Genomic DNA, 17,932 nt, shown 5'->3' with positions numbered 1-17,932 from the left:
AGGGGTGGCGTAGCTCCTCGCGCCGCGCCGCGGTGGGCGGCGCGCCGGTCAGGGGCTCGAGCGCGGCGCCGGCGGGCGCCGGCTCAGCCGCTGCATGCAGTGCGTGAGGCCGGCCCGCAGGTTGGCCTTTGTCACGATGGCGCTGAGGTCGAGCCCCAGCGCCACCATCGTTTGCGCCACGTTCGGGCGGATGCCGCAGATGATCCCCTCGGCGCCGAGCAGCTGGATGGCCCTCACGAGCTTGATCAGGTGATCGGCCACCTTCGTGTCCACGACCTGCACGCCGGTGAGATCCAGGACCGCGAAGCGCGCCGCGCGGCTCGAGATCGCCTCGAGCAGGCTCTCCATCGCCTCGGCCGTCCTCGCGCTGTCGACGACGCCGATCATGGGCAGCGCCAGCACGCCGTCCCACACCTCGATGATCGGCGCGGCGAGCTCCCGGATGACCCGCTGCTGCGCCTCGATCACGTCGAGCTTCGTCTGGAGGGCCTCGTGCGCGCGCTGGCCCTCCGTCACGTCGAGCGAGAACCCGACGACGGAGCGGACGTGCCCCGCGGCCCTGGAGAGCGGGACCATCCAGCTCTCCCACACGCAGCCGTGGACCTCCGACAGCCCGTGCAGCGCCTCGCCGGCCAGCGCGCGCTCGATGCCGTCCGCCATGTCGCCGTAAAGGTCGAAGATGTTCTGTCCAACGAGCTGCCCAGGCCGATGACCGGCGGCCGCGAGCGCCTTGCCGTCGTGGTAGGTGTATGTGCCATCGGCGTCGATGGCCCACACCGCTATCGGGAGGGCGTCGATGAGCGCGCTGAGGATCCGGTCCCGCTCCCTCAGCCGGGCCAGCTCCCCCTGGACGCCGTCGCCGGGGGGCGCGTCGCGGAACGCGCCGTAGACCAGCCCATCCGTGCGCGCGCCGCGCACGACGCACGAGAACGGCCTGTAGCTCTGCTCCGCGCTCAGGATCCGGCCGTGGAGCTCCACGGGGGCGGTGCTCCCGCGGACCTGCTCCCAGCTCGTCGTGAGCGTGCAGCGGTCCTCCGGGTGGAAGAGCTCGGTCAACGTGGTCCCTTGTGCGAGCGCAGGCCCGACGGCCTGGCCCAGCGCTTCGCTCCACCGCAACAGCGCGCCGTCGCCCCTCGCGACGAACAGCATCTCCGTAGAGTGGGCGATGAAATCGTCCAGCGAACCAAGCGATCCATTCGCTTCGGTCATCGTGCTCCCCTCCGCAACCGGACAGGCGAATCGCGGTTGCGCATCCCACGTTACATCGATGACCGCACGTCGATAGTAGGGGGCAATCCGGAACGCGCACAAGGGCCTCGCCTTAACCCGGTCTCTCGATTCGACGACAGGAATGCGGCGCCGCTGGCCGCCGCCGGCGAGCGCCGGTCGCCGTACGACCGGTACATACCGGTTCGTCCGCGTCGGAGCGGTTCAGCCGCCGGCGACCTGGGTGGGAATGCCGAGCAGGTAGATCTTCTTCATCCTGCCGCCGATCACCCCCTTTTCCCATCGATACCCTTCGTCCCCGAGCCCGCGCAGCAGCTCGTCCAGGTCCTCGAGCGTGTAGGTCCTCGCGTTCGAGACCGCCCCGTCCCAGGCGAAGCACAGCGGGATGATCGGGAAGAGGTACGTGAAGACGAGCTGCCGCGCGGTCACGGGCCTCGCCAGCGGCGTCATGACGAGGCACATGAGGAAGTTGGCCGGCAGGGCGGTCCACCAGAGAAACGCCGGATAGCTGTTGTCGCTGATCTCGAAGATGCAGATGGGCTGTCTGCTCCTCTGGGCCGTCTCCAAGATCTTTCTCGCGCTCTCCGGTCTCATGTGGTGGAAGCTGCTGATCATGGTCCGGAGCCCCGCCGTCTCGCGGCCCGCCTCGGTGGCGTCGAGCGGGGTCGTCCGGTACGACACGTTGCTCCCTGCCCGGGCGTTGATGCGCGTCGCCGCCTCCGTGTTGGGGTAGAGATCGGTGAGCGTCAGCGTGACGCCCTCGAACCCCGGCTTCTGGTTCAGGCGCTCCAGGACGTCGAGCATCGGGCCGCCGCTCCCGGAGCAGAGGTCGACGATGCTGGCGGAGCGCGACTCACGGAGCGCGCGGGCGATCAGCTCCGCCAGCTCGTCGCTCGATCCGAGCGCCTTGTGCACCGTCACGATCAGGCGCGTCATGCAGGACCGCAGCCACCCCGGAAACCAGCTGAAGTCTTCGAGCTCGAACAGATGGTTGCGCTTCATTCGCTCCTCGGGGGCGCGCGGCTCGGCCGTGCGCGGTAGCGCGGATCGAGCGCTGGAGCCGTCGGGGCGGGCACGCGCGCGTCCGCTGTGCGGGTGATCCGTGCCTCTGGAGTCTATTCAACTTCGCGCCGGGGAAGCGAGAGGTCGCGCGGACGGGTGGCCAACGCCGATCTCGACGCGCGGTTCCGCTACGGCGCGCGGCTCATCCTCGAGGGCCTCGCGGCGGCGCCGGGCGATGCGCCGCCGAGCCCGGCGCCCCAGGCCCCGCCGCGCCCGCGCAGGGGGCGGGGGCCGCTCCGCCGGAGCCGGTGACGGCGGAGCCCTCCTCGCCGATCACCGCGCTGCGCAGGTCCTCCGCAGGGCGCGCGCCTTGTCGATGCACGCCGTGAGGGCGTCCTCTGCGGGCTCGTCGGGGCACGAGGCCTCGAAATCGCGGATCGCGTCGCGGAGCCCGCGCAGGCGCGGGCCGCCGGCGCCGAGGTCGAGCTTGCCCTTGTGCCCGTCGTCGTCGTCGTCGCCTCCGACGAGCAGCAGCGTGCCGACCACCGCGCCCACGACGACGACGCCGGTGAGGACGCCGGCCACGATGACGCCGGTCTTGCCCTCCACGTTCGGGGGCTCCGCGTCCGGGAGCGACGGCGTGCCCGCCGGGATCTTCGGCGCCTCGAGGCCCGCGGCCAGCACCGTGGTGGTGATGCCGCCCGCGAGCCCGAGGCCGCCGATGACGAGGCTCGACACGGTGAGCGCGCTCGGCCCGGCGCCGGCGCTCGCGTCCACGTCCACGTTCACGCTGGCGGAGAGGCGCGCCTGCGCCGCGTTGCACACGGCGTAGGCGTCGAGGCGGTGGATCTCGAGCGACGCGCGCGGCGCGGTCTCGGGCGGCAGCTTCGCCGCGAGGATGATGTCGTCCGCCGAGCGCCGCAGCGTCAGCGGCGCGGCCGTGGCGTCCGAGGCCGCGGCGTCCGGCGCGGCCGCGGGCGGCGTGGAGGCCTTGCCGCACCCGGCCAGTCCACATGCGATGAGCAGGAACGTCGTGCAGGAGAGGGCATGATCGCGTCGCAGGGTCATACTGCCACGCTACGCCGAATTACCGCGGTTTCGTCGAGTGAAATCGGCCTCGCTGCAGATCCGATATCGGCCGACGAGCGGGCTCTGCGTGGGATAAAGCCGCGGTGTGTACGGCGCGTGGAGGGGCTCAAGGCGCGATGTAGGTCGGCCCTGCCACGGTGTTGAGCGTGAGCTTCGCCGCGCTCCCGATGACGTCGCTCGTGAGCGCGACGAGCGCCGGCTCCTCCTTGGAGAGCTCGGCGGCGTCGATGCGGTACAGCGAGCCCGCGCTCCCCGGCATCCAGAGGTTGCCGGACTCGTCGACGGCGAGGTCCGTCACGAGCGCGAGCACGTCGATGTCGAAGAGGACCGCGGGCGTGAGCGTGCCGCTCGCCGCGCGCTCCTCCGGCGTGTACCGCACGAGCTGGTTGCCGGCGAAGTAGCCGACCCACAGGTTGCCGTCGGCGTCGAAGGCGAGCCCCTGCGGGCCGCGCAGGTTGGCGACCACGGGCGGCGGGCTCTTGCCGAGGAGGACCACGTCCGCGGGCTCGTCGGCGATGTCGGCCGCTAGGCGTTCGACCGCGAACTTGGCGACGCCGTTCGTCGCGCCGTCGCCGACCCACAGGTTGCCGTCGGCGTCGAAGGCGAGCGACTCGGGGCGGCTCGCGTCGGGGCTCGTGAGCGTGATCGCGGGCGCGGGCTCGCCCGAGCCGCCGAGCGCCTCGGGCGCGAGCTTCACGACGCGGCTCAGGGTCGCGACCCACAGCGCGCCCTCGGCGTCGAAGGCGAGCGCGCGCGGGCCGCACGGCAACGAGGTCTCGCACACGGCGCCGCCGCCGAGCAGCACGTCGGGCTCGTCGGCGGTCGACGCGCCAAGGCGCGCCGCGCCGTACGCCGCGAGCTTGCCGGAGCGATCGCCGATCCACAGGCGGCCCGCGCCGTCGACCCGCAGGGCCGTGGGGCTCGTGAGGCCCGCGTCGATGATCGCGCTCGGGGCCTGCTCGCCGCCCGCCGCGAGCTGCGCGGCGTCGAATGCGAGGATCTGGCCGTCGCCGTTGACGTTCGTCACCCAGAGCTTCTCGCTCCCGGGCTCGCGCGTGTACCGCACCGCCACGGTCGCGGTCTCGCCGTCGCGCACGCACACGGTGTCCTCGCCCTCGATCGCGCCCTGGTAGGCCGGGCCGACCAGCTCGCCCGGGCTGCGGACGCGGTGGGCGCTGACGCGGTACTCGCCCGCCGGCAGCGTGAGCGTGCGGCTCTCGGCGGCCGTGCCGCCGTCCACGACGCCGGCGGCGTCGCTCACGCGCACGTCGGCGGGCACGGCCGACTCGATGTCGAGCGCGAGCGAGCCCGTGCCCGACGCGGGGCACGCGGCGGCCCCGGGGCCGCCGGTGCTCTCGCTGCCATCGCCGGAGCAGGCCGAGAGCGCCATCAGGATGCCGAATGCCCAAATTGTGCGTGCTTGCATGCTGACTCCTTGGCTGCGTCGTACGCAGGATCGTTCGTCGACTGCAGGCCTCGATCTAGCCTGGATCCGGGCCGTTCCGAGCAGCTACGCTGAGGTGCCCCCATGCCTCCGCCCCGACCGCCTCGCGACCATGGCCCGCGCCACGCTCCGTTGCCCTCGTCCGCGGTGTCCGCGCTCATCCGCCCCGGGAGGCTCGACGCGCTCCTCGCCCCGTGGATGCCCGACGCGGAGGAGCGCGCCTTCGTGGTCCGGTGCATCGTGGGGGAGGGCCCCATCCACCACCGCGGCGCGAGCTACACGCTGCTCTGCCTGCTCGGCCTCCTGCTCGAGGAGCTCGGTCCGGACGAGGGCGGCGCGCCGCGCGGCGAGTCGCTGCCCGTCCCGATCCGCCTGCCGCCGCACCTCGCGCGCGGCAGCGATCACGACTACCCGCTGGCCCTCCCGCTCGCGCCGTTGACGCGCCTCGCCCCGAAGGGCTCGCCGGAGCTCGCCGCGCTCGTCGACTGCCTCACCGACGGCCCGCCGCACCACGCGCTCGCCAACGCCGCCATGGTCTGCCTGCTCGACGCCCTCTTCGCGCGCGCCGGGCGCGCCCGCGCCGGGGTGGAGCCGGCCTGATGGCGCTGCCGCCGGCGCTCGGGCAGGCGTTCCGGATGGTGGCCGGCGAGCTGGGCATGCGCTCGGCGGCGCGGCTGTTCCTGCGCGAGCTGATGGCCGCCGGCGGCGCCCCGCTCGTCGGCGAGGCCCGCGACCAGCTCGGGCGCGAGTTCCCCGTCCTCGACTTCATCGCCGAGCAGTGGCTCTCCGGCGGCGCCGAGGCGCCGCTCGACCCCGCGGGCGTCCTCGACGCGCTCCGCGGCGTGACCCGGCTGCTCGTCGTGGGGATCGAGGCCGACTGCCTCGACGCGCTCGTGCCGCGGCTCTCCGGCGTCGAGGCGGGCCTCGTCACCGACGCGGGCGGGCTCGAGCCGGACTTCCGGCGGGTGCTCGCGAACTACGACGGGCTCATGACGCCGGTGGAGCTGTCCGAGCTCCACCGCTGGGCCGGGCGGAGGAGCGCGCTGCTCACCTTCGTCTACGGCACCGACGGGCACGCGGCGCACGTGAGCCCCTCGTGGCTGCGCGTCTCGGGCCCCGACGTGCGGACCCAGTTCCGCTCGCTGATCGGCTGGGACATCCTCGGCCGGCCCATGACGGTGTACCCGCGCTGGATGGTCGAGACGAGCCCAGCCGATTTCTCGTACCTCGTGCGGCCGCCCGGGCCCGGGACCGCCGCAGCCGTCACGTCGCCCCGCCCGCCCGCGCCCGCGCGCGAGGCGACGTGACGGCGCCCCAGGCCGCGCTCCTCGCCGTCCTGCTCGGCGCGCTCCTGCTCCAGGCGCTCCTGCCGTCGCGCCGCGTGCTCATCGTGACGGGCGGCGCGGCCCTCGCCTCCCTCGCGTCGACGCTGCTCGGGGTCGCGACCACGCAGCGCCTGCTCGCCGACGTGCCGTGGGACGTGCTCGTCATCCTCGTGACCCTGGGGCTCCTGTCCCAGCTCCTCGCCGCCTCGCGGCTCTTCGACCGCCTCGCCGTCGCGGCGACGCGGCTGAGCGGCGCCGAGCCCTTCCGCGTCGTTTTGGTGTTCTCGATCGCGATGTACCTCGTGAGCGGCGTCGTCAACAACCTCACGGCGCTCGTGCTCGTCCTGCCCGTGCTGCACGTGCTGCTCAAGCTCATGGGCACGCGGCAGCGGTACGTCTCCTGGCTTCTCGGCCTCTTGCTCGTCGCCTGCAACCTCGGCGGGGCCGCCACGCCGATCGGCGACTTCCCGGCCATCCTGCTGCTCGGCCGGGGCAGCATGACGTTCGGGGCCTACCTCTCCCGCGCCGCCCCGGCGACGCTCTTCGCGCTCGCCGTCCTGCTCCTCGTCGTGGGCGCCGTGGTGCGCCCGGCGGCCGGCGTGCCGCGCGATCCGGTCTCGGCGCGGCTCACGCGCGCGGCGATGGAGGCGCTGCACCGGCGGGTGCGCGCCGATCGGCGCCTCCTCGTGCCGGCGGCGGCGTCGCTCTCCGCGATGGTGGTCGCGTGGCTGTTCCTGCCCGCGGAGCTCGGCGTCGGCCCGGAGCTCGTGTGCTGGCTCGGCGCCGGCGCGGCGCTGCTCATGGCGCGCAGGCTCGGCGAGCGGCTCGCGAGGACGGGGCTCGACATCGAGGCGGTGCTCTTCCTCCTCTCGCTCTTCGTGATGGTCGCGGCGGTGCGGCGCACCGGCCTGTTCGAGGAGGTCTCGCGCTCGCTGGAGCGGCTGCCGGTCGCGCCGTCGCTCCAGCTCGTCGCGTTCCTCGTCCTCGCCGGCGTGCTCACCGGGCTGTTCTCGGCGGGCCCCAGCATGGCGGCGCTGCTCGACGTGGCCGAGTCGCTCGCCGAGCGGCTGCCCGGGCCCGCCGTCTACGTCGGCCTTGCCCTGTCGGTCTGCGCGGGCAGCTCGCTCTTCTTGACCGCCGCGACGTCGGGCCCGCTCGCGCAGGCGCTCACGGAGCGGGCCGACCTGCGGGACCTCGACGGCAAGCCCATCCGGTTCGGCTTCTTCGACTTCCTGCCGGCCGGCCTCCTGAGCTTCGCGGTCATCCAGGCCGTGGCGATCGCGTACGCGCTCCTCGCCGTCTGGACGGGGCGATGAGCCGCCCGCAGCTCCACCAGCTCGACATGGCCGTCGAGCTGGTCAGCTCGCCGGCCGCCGTCAGCGCGCCTCGGGGACGAGGAGCTCCTCGAGGACGGCCGTCAGCTCGTCGACCCTCACCGGCTTGGTCAGGTAGCGGTAGAACCCGGCCTGCTCGGCGCGGCGGGTGTCCCGGGGCATCGCCGCCGCGCTGAGCGCGATCACGGGGATGTCGCGCGTCTCCGGCCACTCGACGAGCTTGCGCGCGGCCTCGTAGCCGCTCATCCCGGGGAGGTTGATGTCCATGATGACGACCTCGGGCCGCCGCGACCGCGCGAGCTCGATGCCGATCTCGGCGTTCGGCGCGGTGATCAGGTGGACGCGCTCGAACTCGGAGATCAGCTCCTCCATGAACGCGATGTTCGACGGGTTGTCCTCGACGTAGAGGACCGAATGGCGGACGCCGCCGGGCCCGGCGAGCGGCGACGCCTCCAGGCGCGCGTCCGCCTGCGCCGCGGCGGCGACCAGCGGCGCCTCCTCGTGCGCCGGCAGCTCGATCCAGAACTCGGACCCTTCGCCCGGCTCGCTGCTGAAGCCGACGCCGCCGCACATGAGCTCCGCGAGCCGCTTGGTGATGGCGAGGCCGATCCCGGTCCCCTCGATCGGCCCCGTCTCCTGGCCGGCGCGCTGGAAGGGCTGGAAGATCTTCGCGTGCTGCTCGCGAGGGATGCCGATGCCGTTGTCCACCACGCAGATCCGCACGACGCCGTCCTCCGGCATCGACACCGCGATCGTGGCGCGGCCCCCCCGCCGGCCGTACTTGATCGCGTTCGAGCCGTAGTTCATGAGGATCTGCGCGAAGCGGGTGCGATCCGCGGTGATCTTCGGGAGCTCCGCCGGCAAGGGCGCGAGGGCGATCTCGATGCCGGCGCGCTGGGCCATCGGGTCGAGCGTCGTCTTCACCTCCTCCAGCACCTCGGCGACGTTCACCGGCTCCATCGACACCGTGACGCGGCCGGCCTCGATGCGCGAGAGGTCCAGGATGTCGTCGATCAGCTTGAGCAGGTGCTCGCCGCCCTTCAGGACGTGCTCGATCCGCTCCTTCTGGCGATCGGTGAGCGGCGTCTTCCGGTCGCGGTGGAGGAGCTGCGCGAAGCCGAGGATCGCGTTGAGCGGCGTGCGGAGCTCGTGGCTCATCGAGGCGAGGAACTCGCTCTTCGCGGAGCTGGCCGCCTCGGCGAGGGCCCGCGCCTTGCGGAGCTCCTCCGCGCGCTGCACGTCGCCGGTCATGTCCCAGAGGGTGCACACGGTCCCGCCCTCGGCCGTCCGGCGGTCGGTCGCGCGCAGGCTGCGCCCGTCGCTCGTGCAGAGATCCAGCGTGCCGCTCGGCTCCGCGTGGTAGGCGAGGAGCCGCGCGCGGAAGGCGGCCGGCGGCTCGCCGCCGAGGGCGAACAGCCCCGCGGCGATGCCCTCGTCGATGAGCTCACCGTAGCTGCGACCGACGATCGGGCCGCTCACCCGCGCGCCGAGCCAGTGCCGGTACGCGCTGTTGCAGAGCGCGAGCCGATCCTGCGCGTCGAACACGGCGAACGCGCCCTGGATGCTCTCCACCGCGCTCCTGAGGAGGTCGCTCGTGCGCTTCGCCTCGGCCTCGAGGCGCTTCCGCTCGCTGATGTCGCGGGCCACCTTCGAGGTGCCGACGAGCTTGCCCTGGGCGTCGTGGATCGGAGAGGCGGTGATCGAGACGTCGATGTCCCTGCCGTCCTTGCGCCGGCGCACCGTCTCGAAGTGCTCGATGTGCTCGCCCCGCTTGAGCCGCTCGAGCGTCCGCAGCACCTCGTCCTCCCGCCCCGGCGGGGCGAGCACGGTGAGGGGCCGGTCGATCATCTCCTCGACGGTGTAGCCGAAGATCGCCTGCGCGCCCCGGTTCCAGCTGACGACGCGCCCGTCGAGCGCCTCGCCGATGACGGCGTCCTCGGTGGAGTCCACGATCGCGGCCAGCCGCCGCATCGCGAGATCGACCCGCTTGCGGTCGCTGATGTCGCGGATGGCGCTCGAGACGAGCGTGCCCCGCTCGGTCGTCAGCGGGCTGAGGCTGATCTCGACCGGGAACTCGCTGCCGTCCCTCCGGCGCCCGAACAGCTCCAGCCCCGACCCCATCGGGCGCGCCCTGGGCGAGGCGGTGAACGCCGCGCGGTTCCCCACGTGCGCCCCCCGGAATCGCTCCGGGAGGAGGATCTCGATCGGGCGCCCGACGAGCTCGCCGCGCGCATGGCCGAACATCCGCTCGGTCTGGACGTTGACGAACACGATCCGCCCCTGCTCGTCGACGACCACCATGGCGTCGGGCGCCGCGTCGATGAGCAGGCGGAACGTGCCGTCGTCGAGCTCTGGGGCGCCGGGCCCGTGGGGCGCCTGCTCGGGCGGAGACGGGCGCTCGCTGGAGGAGAGTTCACGGGTCATCGGGGAGCCTCACGCAGAAGATGGCGCCGGGCGCGTTGTCCTCGATCCGGATGGTCCCGCCGTGCGCCTCGACGGCCATCTTGCAGAAGGCGAGCCCGAGACCGCGGCCGGCGCGGTGGAGGGCCTCGTCGCCGCCGCCGAGCTGGACGAAGCGATCGAACACCCGCGCGCGCATCTCGGCGGGGACGCCCGGCCCCGCGTCCGCCACGCGGATCTCCACCGCGTCGCCGTCCTTCGCGGCGCTCACGGTCACCGCGGAGCCGGCCGGGGCGTGCAGGATGGCGTTCTCGAGGAGGTTCTCGAGCGTGCGGCGGAGCAGGTCCGGGTCGGCCTGGACGGCGGGCGCCTCGACGGCCTCGCGCAGCGCGACCGACCCGGAGCTCGCGCGCAGGTCGAGCGCGGCGAACGCCTCGTGGACGAGCGCGCGGAGATCGACGCGCGCGCGCTCGGGGGCGAGCCGCCCTTCCTCGCTCTTGCTGATGTCGAGCAGGTTGTAGATGAGCCGCAGCAGGGAGCGCGCCTGATCGCGGATCTGCCGCGCGGAGTCGCGCGCCGGCTCCGGGAGCGCGCGGTCCCGGAGCAGGAACTGCGCGTGCAGGTCCATGCTGCTCACGGGGTTCTTCAGATCGTGCACGACGAAGGCCGTGAGCTGCTCTTTCTGGAGCTGGAGGCGCATGAGCGCGTCCCGCTGCTGCCGGACGAGCTCGACGTGCTCGCGCAGCTCCGCGCCGAGCCGGCGCAGCCGCAGCGCGGCCTGCACGCGCGCGAGGAGCTCCGAGGTGCGGACGGGCTTGGTCAGGAAGTCGTCGCCGCCGGCGCGCAGCGCGCTGTCGAACGTGTCGACGTCGCGGAGCGCCGTCAGGAACACGATCGGCGTGCTCTCGCCCCCGGGGAGGGCGCGGATCCGGGCGCACACGGCGAAGCCGTCCATGCCCGGCATCCGCACGTCGAGCAGCACGCAATCCGGCCTGTGGCGCTCGAACTGCTGGATCCCCTCCTCGCCCGTGACGGCGAGCACGACCTCGTAGCCGTCGTCCTCGAGCGTGGCCTGGGCCAGGGCGCGGTTCTGCTCGTTGTCATCGACGACGAGCACCCTGGATCTCGGCTCTGGCTGCTCCATCCGCCCCCGGCTCCGGGCGCGAGGTTACACGAGGGGCAACGGTCCTACCATAGCGTTCGGAGCGATGCTGTCGGTCGGTCGGTCGGTCGGTCGGTCGGTCGGTCGGTCGGTCGGTCGGTCGGTCGCGATTCCCGCCGTGACGCTCTGGAGTCATCGTACTTGCCCCCTCCTCACGGTGAGGGGATCTCTTCTTGGCGTTCTTGGCGGCTGGCGTTTCGAGTGCCTGCGCTTTCAGGCGTTTCAACCCGTTCGTCGCTCTGGCGAGGTGTCGCCTCGCGTCGGTCACCGGTCGGCGCCGGTGCGCCGCGCGCCGTGCAGGCCGGCGAAGCCCCGCAGCAGCCGCTCGCGCTGCGCCCGCAGGTAGCGGATGTCCTCTTCGTACAGCGCGGGGTGGCCGGCCGCGATGTGCGCCTGAGATGCGGCTTCGCCGGCCTCGGCCCGCTGGCGCATGGTGGCGAGGAGGGCCGCCAGCCGGTCGACCACCGTGTCGAGCAGCTCCGCCTCGGGCGCGACGCCGTAAGCGCGGCAAAACGCGGCGACCCGCCGCGCCTGCTCCTCCGGGCTGCCGGCGCTGTCCGGGTTGGTCGGCGCGTGCAGCGGCGCGAACCGGTAGATGGCATAGGCCACATCCCACACGCGCGGCCCCGGGTGAGCGTTGTCGAAATCGATGAAGCCGACCACCCGGCCGGCGCGGACGACGCAGTTGTAGGGCGCCAGGTCGCCGTGACAGACCACCTCGGCCGGGGATCGGGCCGGCAGCTGCCATCGGTCGTCCGGCGCCGGCGCGAACGTCGCGCTCGCGTCGTGGAACCGGCGCAGCAAGGCGGCGGCGGACGTGAGGAGCTCGGGCGTGCGCAGCTCGGCCGGGAGCGCGGTGTGCACGTCGCCCTCGAGGTACGACAGCACCTCGTTTCCCTCGTCGTCATAGCCGAACGGCTCCGGCGCCGCGTCGAACCCCGCCGCGCGCAGGTGCCGCAGCAGCCGGTGGATGGCCGGCGCCGCCGCCGTCGCGGGCCGGTGGACCCGGTCCCCGCGCCGGCGCACGGTGTTGACCCCGCCCTGGAATACCGTCTCCTCGACCATGCTCCGACCTCCGGGCTCCACGCGTGTCCGCGCGGCTTCGTAGCGCATTCCTGGCGCCGAGAGCACGCGATTCGCGGCATGGCGGCCTCATCCGCTCGAGGCGCGCGTGCCTCGCCGGCTCGAGCCTGCGGACAGGGCCGAGCCGCGCGATCCGACGCCGCCCCCGAAGCGCAGGGGCAGGGATGATTTTCTGCCGACATGGAGAAGCGTCTGATTGGGGGATGTCTGCAACCTGCTGAGCTCGATTGAATTCTCGATGAGGAATGCCTTTTCTCTGCATGCCAGGCACGCCGCGATCATGCCGCCAGACACACGATGTCTTCTTGACCCACTCAGCGCCCCCCCTTTAGGCATGATGCATGAGAACTCTCTTGCATCTCGTCTTTTTTTCTCTGCGCTTGGAATCGTCGCTTGCGGCGGTAACCCGGCTCCCAGCGAAAATGCCGACGCGACGGGCTCCAGCTCGTCCGGGAGCGTCATGGCCGGCGGCGGGGGTGGAGGGCCTTCGGGCGGCTCCGGAGGCGCTGGGGGAGGCTCCGGCGGCGCGGGCGGCTCCGGCGCTGCCGGCGCGAGCAGCGGCGGCGGTGGCGAGGCGAGCGCGAGCGCGGGAGGGGACGCCGGGGCGGGCGGCGGCGCGGGCGCGGGCGGTCAAGGGGGAGCGGCGTCCTTCCCTTCGCTCAAGATCACGAGCGACACGGCGTCCATCGAGTTCACCCCCGTGCTGATAGCCTCGCAGGACTTCTATCCGGGGGAGGCGGCCGTCGACTCCGGCGGCATCGTGAGCCTGCTCAACGACCCCAGCGTCGACCTCGGCACCAACGCGGAGACGCAGACGCTGAGGCAATCCGTGGCTCATCCGAACCTGCGTATCATCTTCACGGCGACGGAGACGTTCTATCGGATCGTCGCGAACCGCGCGGCGGGGATCAGCTCGCTCGCGGATCTCCGCGGGAAGCGGATCGGGACCATCCCGAACACGTCCGCGGCCTACTTCGTCACCAAGTACCTGGGCACCGTGGGCCTCACGGCGGACGATTACACGATGGTTCCCGGAGGTATCTGCATCTCCGCGCCTCGCGGGGCGAACACGCTGCCGTCCCTGATGGAGCGGGGTCAGGTGGACGCCGTCGCGCTCTGGGAGCCCTCCAGCGAGCTCGCGAAGGAAGTGCTCGGCAGCGACGCCATCGTGTTTCAGGATCGCTCCCTCTACCGCGAGATCGTGAACCTCCACAGCACCGCCGAGAAGCTGGCGGACCCCGAGAAGCGGCGCGGTATCGTCGAGTTCGTGCGAGCGCTCGCGAGGGCGCAAGAGCTCTATCGCACGGACCCGGAGGCCGTCTGGCCGAGGATCTCGGAGGCGATCGGCATCGAGCCATCCGTGCTCGAGAATGTCTGGGAAGACGAGCAGTTCCTGGGCACGCTGGTGCCCGACATCCTCGACGTGCTCGAGGAAGAGGAGCCCTGGGTCGCCGCGCAGACGGGCCGCGCCCCGCGCACCCGCGCCGAGCTCGCCCCGCTGGTGGACGACAGCGTGATGAAGGAAGCGCTCGGGCTGCCGTAGGCGCCGCCGACCGCGCCGTCACGGCGCCCGGATCGCGATCAGCCCAGGCTGCCCGTGAAGTGCTCGTCGACATAATGAAGGAGGCACATGCTCGCCGTCTGGCCCGCCGGCAGGGGATTGCGCCAGTGGGGGGTCTCCGTGCCGCTGTAGAGCACGGCGTCTCCGGCGCCGAGGCGGATCGCGTGCGCCTCGTCGCCCACTTGCATGAAGAGGGGCCACGCGGAGCTCTCGTCCATGTGCGGATGGGCATCCACGGCGAACGACACGTTCCAACGGTTCTGGGCGCGATCGGTGTGGCGCCAGAGAACGGCCGAAGGGCGATATTTGAAGAACCAACAGTACGAGGGCTTCACCGGCGTGGGGACGATGCGGTTGATGAGCCGGGCGAGCTGGTCTTGCAGGAGGAGGCCCGCGAACTCGCAGTAGATCCCGTCGCGCCCGTCCTTCACCTGTGCCCTGTCCGTCTCGAGGTAACCGGCACGCTCGAGGCCGCGGTAGTGCTTGCGCAGGGCCGCGAGCAGGAGCGGGCTCACGAGACTGCGCAGCACGACGACTCCGTCCTTCGCGAGGCTCGCGCGCATGGCGGCGAGCCGAGCCTCTCGGGCGGCGCCGTCGAACGAGGCGGGCGGGCCCAGGACGTGGGCGAGAACGAGCCGCGCCCGCACCGCCGCCGGGAGGCACGCGGGGGCGAGCTCGCCATCGGCGATGCGGCGGAGCCTGTGCGCGAGCGGCGTCGACGCCTCGAACGGCTGCCAGAGACCCATGACGGGGTGCTGCACCCACACGCGCGCGCCGTCGCGAAGCGGCCCGAGCCCCTGGGGCAGGCCGGCCAGCGGGGTGCGCACGTGGTTGCGGACGGGGTCGTCCGAGAGCGTGCGCGCGCGGAGCGAGGGGTCCACGCGAACACGGCCGACCAGCGCGGGCGGGAGCGTGTCCTCCGCCTGCACGACGCACGCCGGATTCAGCACGAGGTCGGCGCCGTCGCCGGCGCTGCCCGCGCGCGATGCCTCCGGCACGAGGTCGAGCAGCGTCGGGTCGTCCAGGTCGCACGCGAAGGGCGCCGCTTCGCCAGGGTCCGTCTCGTTCGTGACGACGAGGCCCTTCTCGGCGGCGGCCGAGAGCACCGCGAGCGACGCGTCCCCGTCGAGCTCGCCCGCGCCGCTCGAGCCCTGCGCGAGGGCGCCGAGCAGCCACCGCACGAGGGCGAGGTCCTTCGGGACGTCGATGCGGAAGCGCGCGTAGGGGCGGTTCGCCAAGCGGACACCGCACGTGACGCTCAGGCGCAACGAGCCGTTCAATCGCCATGCAGCGAGCGATGCGCTCGCCGTTCCGTCGTCTCTCGCGTTCATGTTGACTCGCCCAGGGAATGGGCCGCGCCGCCCGCGCATGCGCTCGGGGCGTGCAGGCCGAAGAAGCGTCTCCAAACGAGGATTGCGCCGAGCGTGACCTCGGCACAGAAGGCCATCCACGCTCCCGTCGCGCCGAGGCCGCAGCGAACGGCGAACAGCCAGGTGAGAGGCGGCGTGAAGACCCAGGAGCACAGCACGCCCACGCGCGCCGCGTAGCCCACGTCGCCCCGGCCGCGGAGCACGGCGCGTCCCACGGCGCTCGCGGTGTCCAGCACCAAGAGCAGCGCCGCCACGGGGAGGGCGCGGGCCGCAGCGGCGAGGACCGCACCTTCGCGCGAGAACACAGCCGCGATGCTGCCGCCGGCGAGCGCCAGCGGGCCGGCGCAGGCCGCCGCGTAGACGAGCGCCGCGGCGGCGGCGGCCCGCGCGAGCCGCACGGCCTCCTCCGCGCGCCTGCCTCCGTGCGCCTGGCCCACGAGGACGCATGCCGCCTCCGCGACGGCCATCGACGGGATCATCGCGATATGGACGATCTCGCACGCGATCACCTGCGCGCTCATCTCGGCCTTGTCGAGCGAGGCAAGGACGAACATCTGCGCGAGGTACGCGCCCATCTCCAAGCTCGATTGAATCGCCATGGGAAGGCCCATCCGGAGGAGGCGCCAGACGATGCCCGGATCCGCCCTTCCAGCGCCGCCGCGGCTCGGCGCGAGCCGCCACAGGACCGCGAGCTCGGCGAACTGCGCGACGGCGCACGCGAGGGCCGAGCCGCCCACGCCGAGACCGGCGCCGCGAACCAAGTACCACGCGAGCGCCGCGTTCACGGCGTTCGCCGCGACGCTCGCGATCATGGGGGACCGGCTGTCGCCCCGTCCTTCCACCACGTGCCGCAGGGCGACGAAGAGGAGGAACGCAGGCGCGCCGAGCATGCGCAGGGCCAGGTAGCGCTGGGCCTCGGCGCCGACGGCGGGCGACGCGGCGGCGTGCGGTATCACCAGCGCCACCGCCTCCCCGCAGAGCGCGACCAAGGCGCCGAGCACGAGCGCGACGACCGTGGCCGCGGCGCGGAGGCTCACGATGCTCGCGCCGTCGGAGCGGCCTTCGGCATGGGCCACGAGGACCTTGCCCCCGAGGAGCAGCCCCGAGGCGAAGCCGAGGAGGCCCATCGCGGTCATGCCGGCCAGCCCCACGCCGCCGAGCGCTCCGCCGCCCAGATGGCCGACGAGCACCGTGTCGACGAGCGTCATCATGCCGCCCGATGCGCTCGAGAGCGCGATGGGCCACGCGAGCGCCAAGAGCCGCGCGGTGATGGAGCGCTGGGCCACCACGTCAGCGCCGCGCCGGCCGCGCGCGGAGCGGCTGGGCGGGCGCGAAATGAGCGCGGATCTCACGGAGCGCGCGGGCCCAGTCGGCCGTCGTCTCCACGCCGCTCATCCGTTCGCGAACGAACGGGTCCGTGGCGCGCCCCAGGGCGCGGCGAAACAGATCCCACGGCTCGTCCACGAGCATATCGCCGAGGGCCGTTCCCAGGTACCACGGGCGGACGCTCCCGTCGGCCTCGACATCGACGGATCCCATGAGCTCCGGCCTGCGCCAGCGCTTGTTGCTGCACACCTCGAACCTCACCGAGCTCGGCACGAGCGACCGCAAGCGCCGCTGGACGCCCGCGTCGTCGAGCTCCGCGAGCTGCTCCTCGGTGAGGAGCTCCTTCTCGACGTAGACTTCGCTCCCCGCGAGGCCGAGGGGGATCGCCGCTCCGAGGAGCAAAGACCGGATGTGAGGATATCGGCGCGGCAGCTCGCGGCAGAACGTCTCGATCTGCTCGTAGTTCCGGCGAACGACAACGACGTCGACGCCGAAGCCGAAGCCGTTCACCGTCGGCGGCGCCGCGAGCTCGTCGAAGTGGGCCAGCGTGCGCTCGGCGTCCGCGAAGGCGCCCTGGCGCCCGCGGATCGCGTCGTGCACGGCGGCGCTCATGCCGTCGAGGCTCACGTGCACCCTCGGGAACGTGGCGGCGATGCGGGCCGCGAGCGCGCGAGAAATGCCGACGCCGTTCGTGTAGAGGACGACGTGCGTCCCGGAGGCCCTCAGGATATCGCCGAGCTCGAACACCTCCGGCACGAGCAGAGGCTCGCCGCCCACGAGGTACACGGAGGCGAGGCCCATGCCCCCGAGCACCTCCGCGATGCGAACGAGCTTCTCCCGCGGCAGCTTGCGCGACGGCACGCGGCCGGACTCTGTATAACAATGAGAGCACCGCAGCTGGCAAGCGTACGTGAGCTCCCAGTCGACGGACGTCGGCGGCGGGATCGCGACCGCGGGTTCTTCGGGGTTCATCATGGGAAAACACGCTCCGTGCGGTTAATACAACCAGTTGACGACGGTGCACCGCTCACCGTGCGTGATGAGGCGAACCTCGTGCATGACGCGGGGATCGAACGCGACGAGGAGGCCCGCCGTGGGCGAGAGCGAGAGAACGCGCCGCCGGTCGCTCGCTGCCTCGGGATCGAGGTCGTGTGCCAGGAACCGGATCGCGCCACCGCCGAACGTGGTGGGCGACGGCTCCTCGGCGGCGTCGTTCAGATAGAGCACGAGGCTCACCCTTCGCTCCCGGACGTACGGCGGGTCGTCCGGGGCGTCGTCCCGGTCGCGATGAAATACGAAATAGTCGCCGGGCCTGTAGACGAGGAACTTGTGCTCGTAGCGGAGCGCGAGGTCGCGAATGCCGGTGTGGCGAGCGATGCCGCCGATGGCGCGCTCGAACAGCCTTCGCACGAGCGCTCGGCTCTCCGGAGACACCTCGACCTCGGACGTCTTCCGCGCGGCGACGTCGACGATCTCTCTCGGACCGCTCGCGCCGTACCGTGGATTGAGGACTGCGCCGGGGGCCCCGCTGGCCCTGCGCATCTCCGCGCACAACCCAGCGCAGGTCGCCGCGTCCAAGAACGATGGGCGTCGATAAATCGCGCGCTCC

The 17,932-nt window shown here is 72.6% G+C and carries 16 protein-coding genes; 5 read left to right on the top strand and 11 right to left on the bottom strand.

What is annotated here, in order from left to right; translation table 11 throughout:
- Positions 1–48: 48 nt before the first annotated feature.
- Positions 49–1,209 (bottom strand): STAS domain-containing protein, encoded by a 1,161-nt coding sequence (locus tag WMF20_RS29305; RefSeq protein WP_437605214.1) that lies wholly within the window; start codon positions 1,207–1,209, stop codon positions 49–51.
- 222 nt (positions 1,210–1,431) lie between these two features.
- A complete protein-coding gene (locus WMF20_RS29300) occupies positions 1,432–2,229 on the bottom strand; it encodes a hypothetical protein (RefSeq protein ID WP_437605213.1) in 798 nt (265 codons plus the stop codon).
- A gap of 156 nt (positions 2,230–2,385) precedes the next feature.
- On the opposite strand from WMF20_RS29300, the gene WMF20_RS29295 reads away from it, so the two are divergent.
- On the top strand, positions 2,386–2,541 hold the full coding sequence (locus tag WMF20_RS29295) for a hypothetical protein (protein WP_437605212.1): 156 nt from the start codon (positions 2,386–2,388) through the stop codon (positions 2,539–2,541).
- A 21-nt stretch (positions 2,542–2,562) separates the two neighbouring features.
- Here WMF20_RS29295 and WMF20_RS29290 read toward each other — a convergent pair whose 3' ends face one another.
- Positions 2,563–3,297, bottom strand: coding sequence for a transcriptional regulator (locus tag WMF20_RS29290; RefSeq protein WP_437605211.1), 735 nt, complete (start codon positions 3,295–3,297; stop codon positions 2,563–2,565).
- Between the two features lie 127 nt (positions 3,298–3,424).
- On the bottom strand, positions 3,425–4,744 hold the full coding sequence (locus WMF20_RS29285) for a Vgb family protein (protein WP_437605210.1): 1,320 nt from the start codon (positions 4,742–4,744) through the stop codon (positions 3,425–3,427).
- A gap of 165 nt (positions 4,745–4,909) precedes the next feature.
- Here WMF20_RS29285 and WMF20_RS29280 point away from each other — a divergent pair, with 165 nt between their 5' ends.
- From WMF20_RS29280 to WMF20_RS29270, 3 genes are read left to right on the top strand one after another with little or no spacing between them, the layout of a single operon-like run.
- Positions 4,910–5,362 (top strand): hypothetical protein, encoded by a 453-nt coding sequence (locus tag WMF20_RS29280; RefSeq protein ID WP_129577525.1) that lies wholly within the window; start codon positions 4,910–4,912, stop codon positions 5,360–5,362.
- The gene (locus tag WMF20_RS29275) at positions 5,362–6,069 is read left to right on the top strand and encodes a hypothetical protein (RefSeq protein WP_437605209.1); all 708 of its coding nucleotides are present in this window, start codon (positions 5,362–5,364) and stop codon (positions 6,067–6,069) included. Before WMF20_RS29280 ends, WMF20_RS29275 begins: the two co-directional genes overlap by 1 nt.
- The gene (locus tag WMF20_RS29270; protein WP_437605208.1) at positions 6,066–7,403 is read left to right on the top strand and encodes an SLC13 family permease; all 1,338 of its coding nucleotides are present in this window, start codon (positions 6,066–6,068) and stop codon (positions 7,401–7,403) included. The genes WMF20_RS29275 and WMF20_RS29270 overlap by 4 nt, the downstream gene beginning before the upstream one ends.
- A 60-nt stretch (positions 7,404–7,463) precedes the next feature.
- Here the strand turns inward: WMF20_RS29270 and WMF20_RS29265 are convergent, their stop codons facing one another.
- The 3 genes from WMF20_RS29265 to WMF20_RS29255 form a co-directional block, all read right to left on the bottom strand.
- Entirely contained in the window at positions 7,464–9,845 is a 2,382-nt protein-coding gene (locus WMF20_RS29265; protein ID WP_437605207.1) for a PAS domain-containing hybrid sensor histidine kinase/response regulator, read from the bottom strand.
- On the bottom strand, positions 9,835–10,965 hold the full coding sequence (locus tag WMF20_RS29260) for a hybrid sensor histidine kinase/response regulator (RefSeq protein WP_437605206.1): 1,131 nt from the start codon (positions 10,963–10,965) through the stop codon (positions 9,835–9,837). Before WMF20_RS29260 ends, WMF20_RS29265 begins: the two co-directional genes overlap by 11 nt.
- Positions 10,966–11,247: 282 nt before the next feature.
- A complete protein-coding gene (locus tag WMF20_RS29255) occupies positions 11,248–12,048 on the bottom strand; it encodes a phosphotransferase enzyme family protein (protein WP_437605205.1) in 801 nt (266 codons plus the stop codon).
- A gap of 478 nt (positions 12,049–12,526) precedes the next feature.
- On the opposite strand from WMF20_RS29255, the gene WMF20_RS29250 reads away from it, so the two are divergent.
- Positions 12,527–13,609 (top strand): ABC transporter substrate-binding protein, encoded by a 1,083-nt coding sequence (locus WMF20_RS29250; protein WP_437605204.1) that lies wholly within the window; start codon positions 12,527–12,529, stop codon positions 13,607–13,609.
- Positions 13,610–13,647: 38 nt separating this feature from the next.
- Here the strand turns inward: WMF20_RS29250 and WMF20_RS29245 are convergent, their stop codons facing one another.
- The 4 genes from WMF20_RS29245 to WMF20_RS29230 all read right to left on the bottom strand — a co-directional run bounded on the left by WMF20_RS29245 (position 13,648) and on the right by WMF20_RS29230 (position 17,865).
- Positions 13,648–14,865, bottom strand: a complete 1,218-nt coding sequence (locus WMF20_RS29245; RefSeq protein WP_437605203.1) for a hypothetical protein — start codon at positions 14,863–14,865, stop codon at positions 13,648–13,650.
- A gap of 89 nt (positions 14,866–14,954) precedes the next feature.
- Positions 14,955–16,283 (bottom strand): MATE family efflux transporter, encoded by a 1,329-nt coding sequence (locus tag WMF20_RS29240; RefSeq protein WP_437605202.1) that lies wholly within the window; start codon positions 16,281–16,283, stop codon positions 14,955–14,957.
- A 4-nt stretch (positions 16,284–16,287) separates the two neighbouring features.
- Positions 16,288–17,298 carry a radical SAM protein gene (locus WMF20_RS29235; protein ID WP_129577516.1) on the bottom strand — a complete coding sequence of 337 codons (1,011 nt, stop codon included), beginning with the start codon at positions 17,296–17,298 and terminating at the stop codon, positions 16,288–16,290.
- Between the two features lie 21 nt (positions 17,299–17,319).
- Positions 17,320–17,865 carry a 2OG-Fe(II) oxygenase gene (locus WMF20_RS29230; protein ID WP_437605201.1) on the bottom strand — a complete coding sequence of 182 codons (546 nt, stop codon included), beginning with the start codon at positions 17,863–17,865 and terminating at the stop codon, positions 17,320–17,322.
- Between the last annotated feature and the right edge of the window lie 67 nt (positions 17,866–17,932).

It is taken from the genome of Sorangium sp. So ce834 (genome assembly GCF_051521425.1).
Classification (GTDB): Bacteria; Myxococcota_A; Polyangia; order Polyangiales; family Polyangiaceae; genus Sorangium; species Sorangium cellulosum_D.
Note: the sequence above shows the minus strand (reverse complement) of the source record. Positions and strands in the feature narration are given on the sequence as shown.

Bases quoted from the DNA above. Each gene is read 5' to 3' on its own strand.
- WMF20_RS29305 (WP_437605214.1), bottom strand. From the start codon at position 1,209: ATGACCGAAGCGAATGGATCGCTTGGTTCGCTGGACGATTTCATCGCC.
- WMF20_RS29300 (WP_437605213.1), bottom strand. From the start codon at position 2,229: ATGAAGCGCAACCATCTGTTCGAGCTCGAAGACTTCAGCTGGTTTCCG.
- WMF20_RS29290 (WP_437605211.1), bottom strand. From the start codon at position 3,297: ATGACCCTGCGACGCGATCATGCCCTCTCCTGCACGACGTTCCTGCTC.
- WMF20_RS29285 (WP_437605210.1), bottom strand. From the start codon at position 4,744: ATGCAAGCACGCACAATTTGGGCATTCGGCATCCTGATGGCGCTCTCG.
- WMF20_RS29275 (WP_437605209.1), top strand. From the start codon at position 5,362: ATGGCGCTGCCGCCGGCGCTCGGGCAGGCGTTCCGGATGGTGGCCGGC.
- WMF20_RS29265 (WP_437605207.1), bottom strand. From the start codon at position 9,845: ATGACCCGTGAACTCTCCTCCAGCGAGCGCCCGTCTCCGCCCGAGCAG.
- WMF20_RS29260 (WP_437605206.1), bottom strand. From the start codon at position 10,965: ATGGAGCAGCCAGAGCCGAGATCCAGGGTGCTCGTCGTCGATGACAAC.
- WMF20_RS29255 (WP_437605205.1), bottom strand. From the start codon at position 12,048: ATGGTCGAGGAGACGGTATTCCAGGGCGGGGTCAACACCGTGCGCCGG.
- WMF20_RS29250 (WP_437605204.1), top strand. From the start codon at position 12,527: ATGGCCGGCGGCGGGGGTGGAGGGCCTTCGGGCGGCTCCGGAGGCGCT.
- WMF20_RS29235 (WP_129577516.1), bottom strand. From the start codon at position 17,298: ATGATGAACCCCGAAGAACCCGCGGTCGCGATCCCGCCGCCGACGTCC.
- WMF20_RS29230 (WP_437605201.1), bottom strand. From the start codon at position 17,865: ATGCGCAGGGCCAGCGGGGCCCCCGGCGCAGTCCTCAATCCACGGTAC.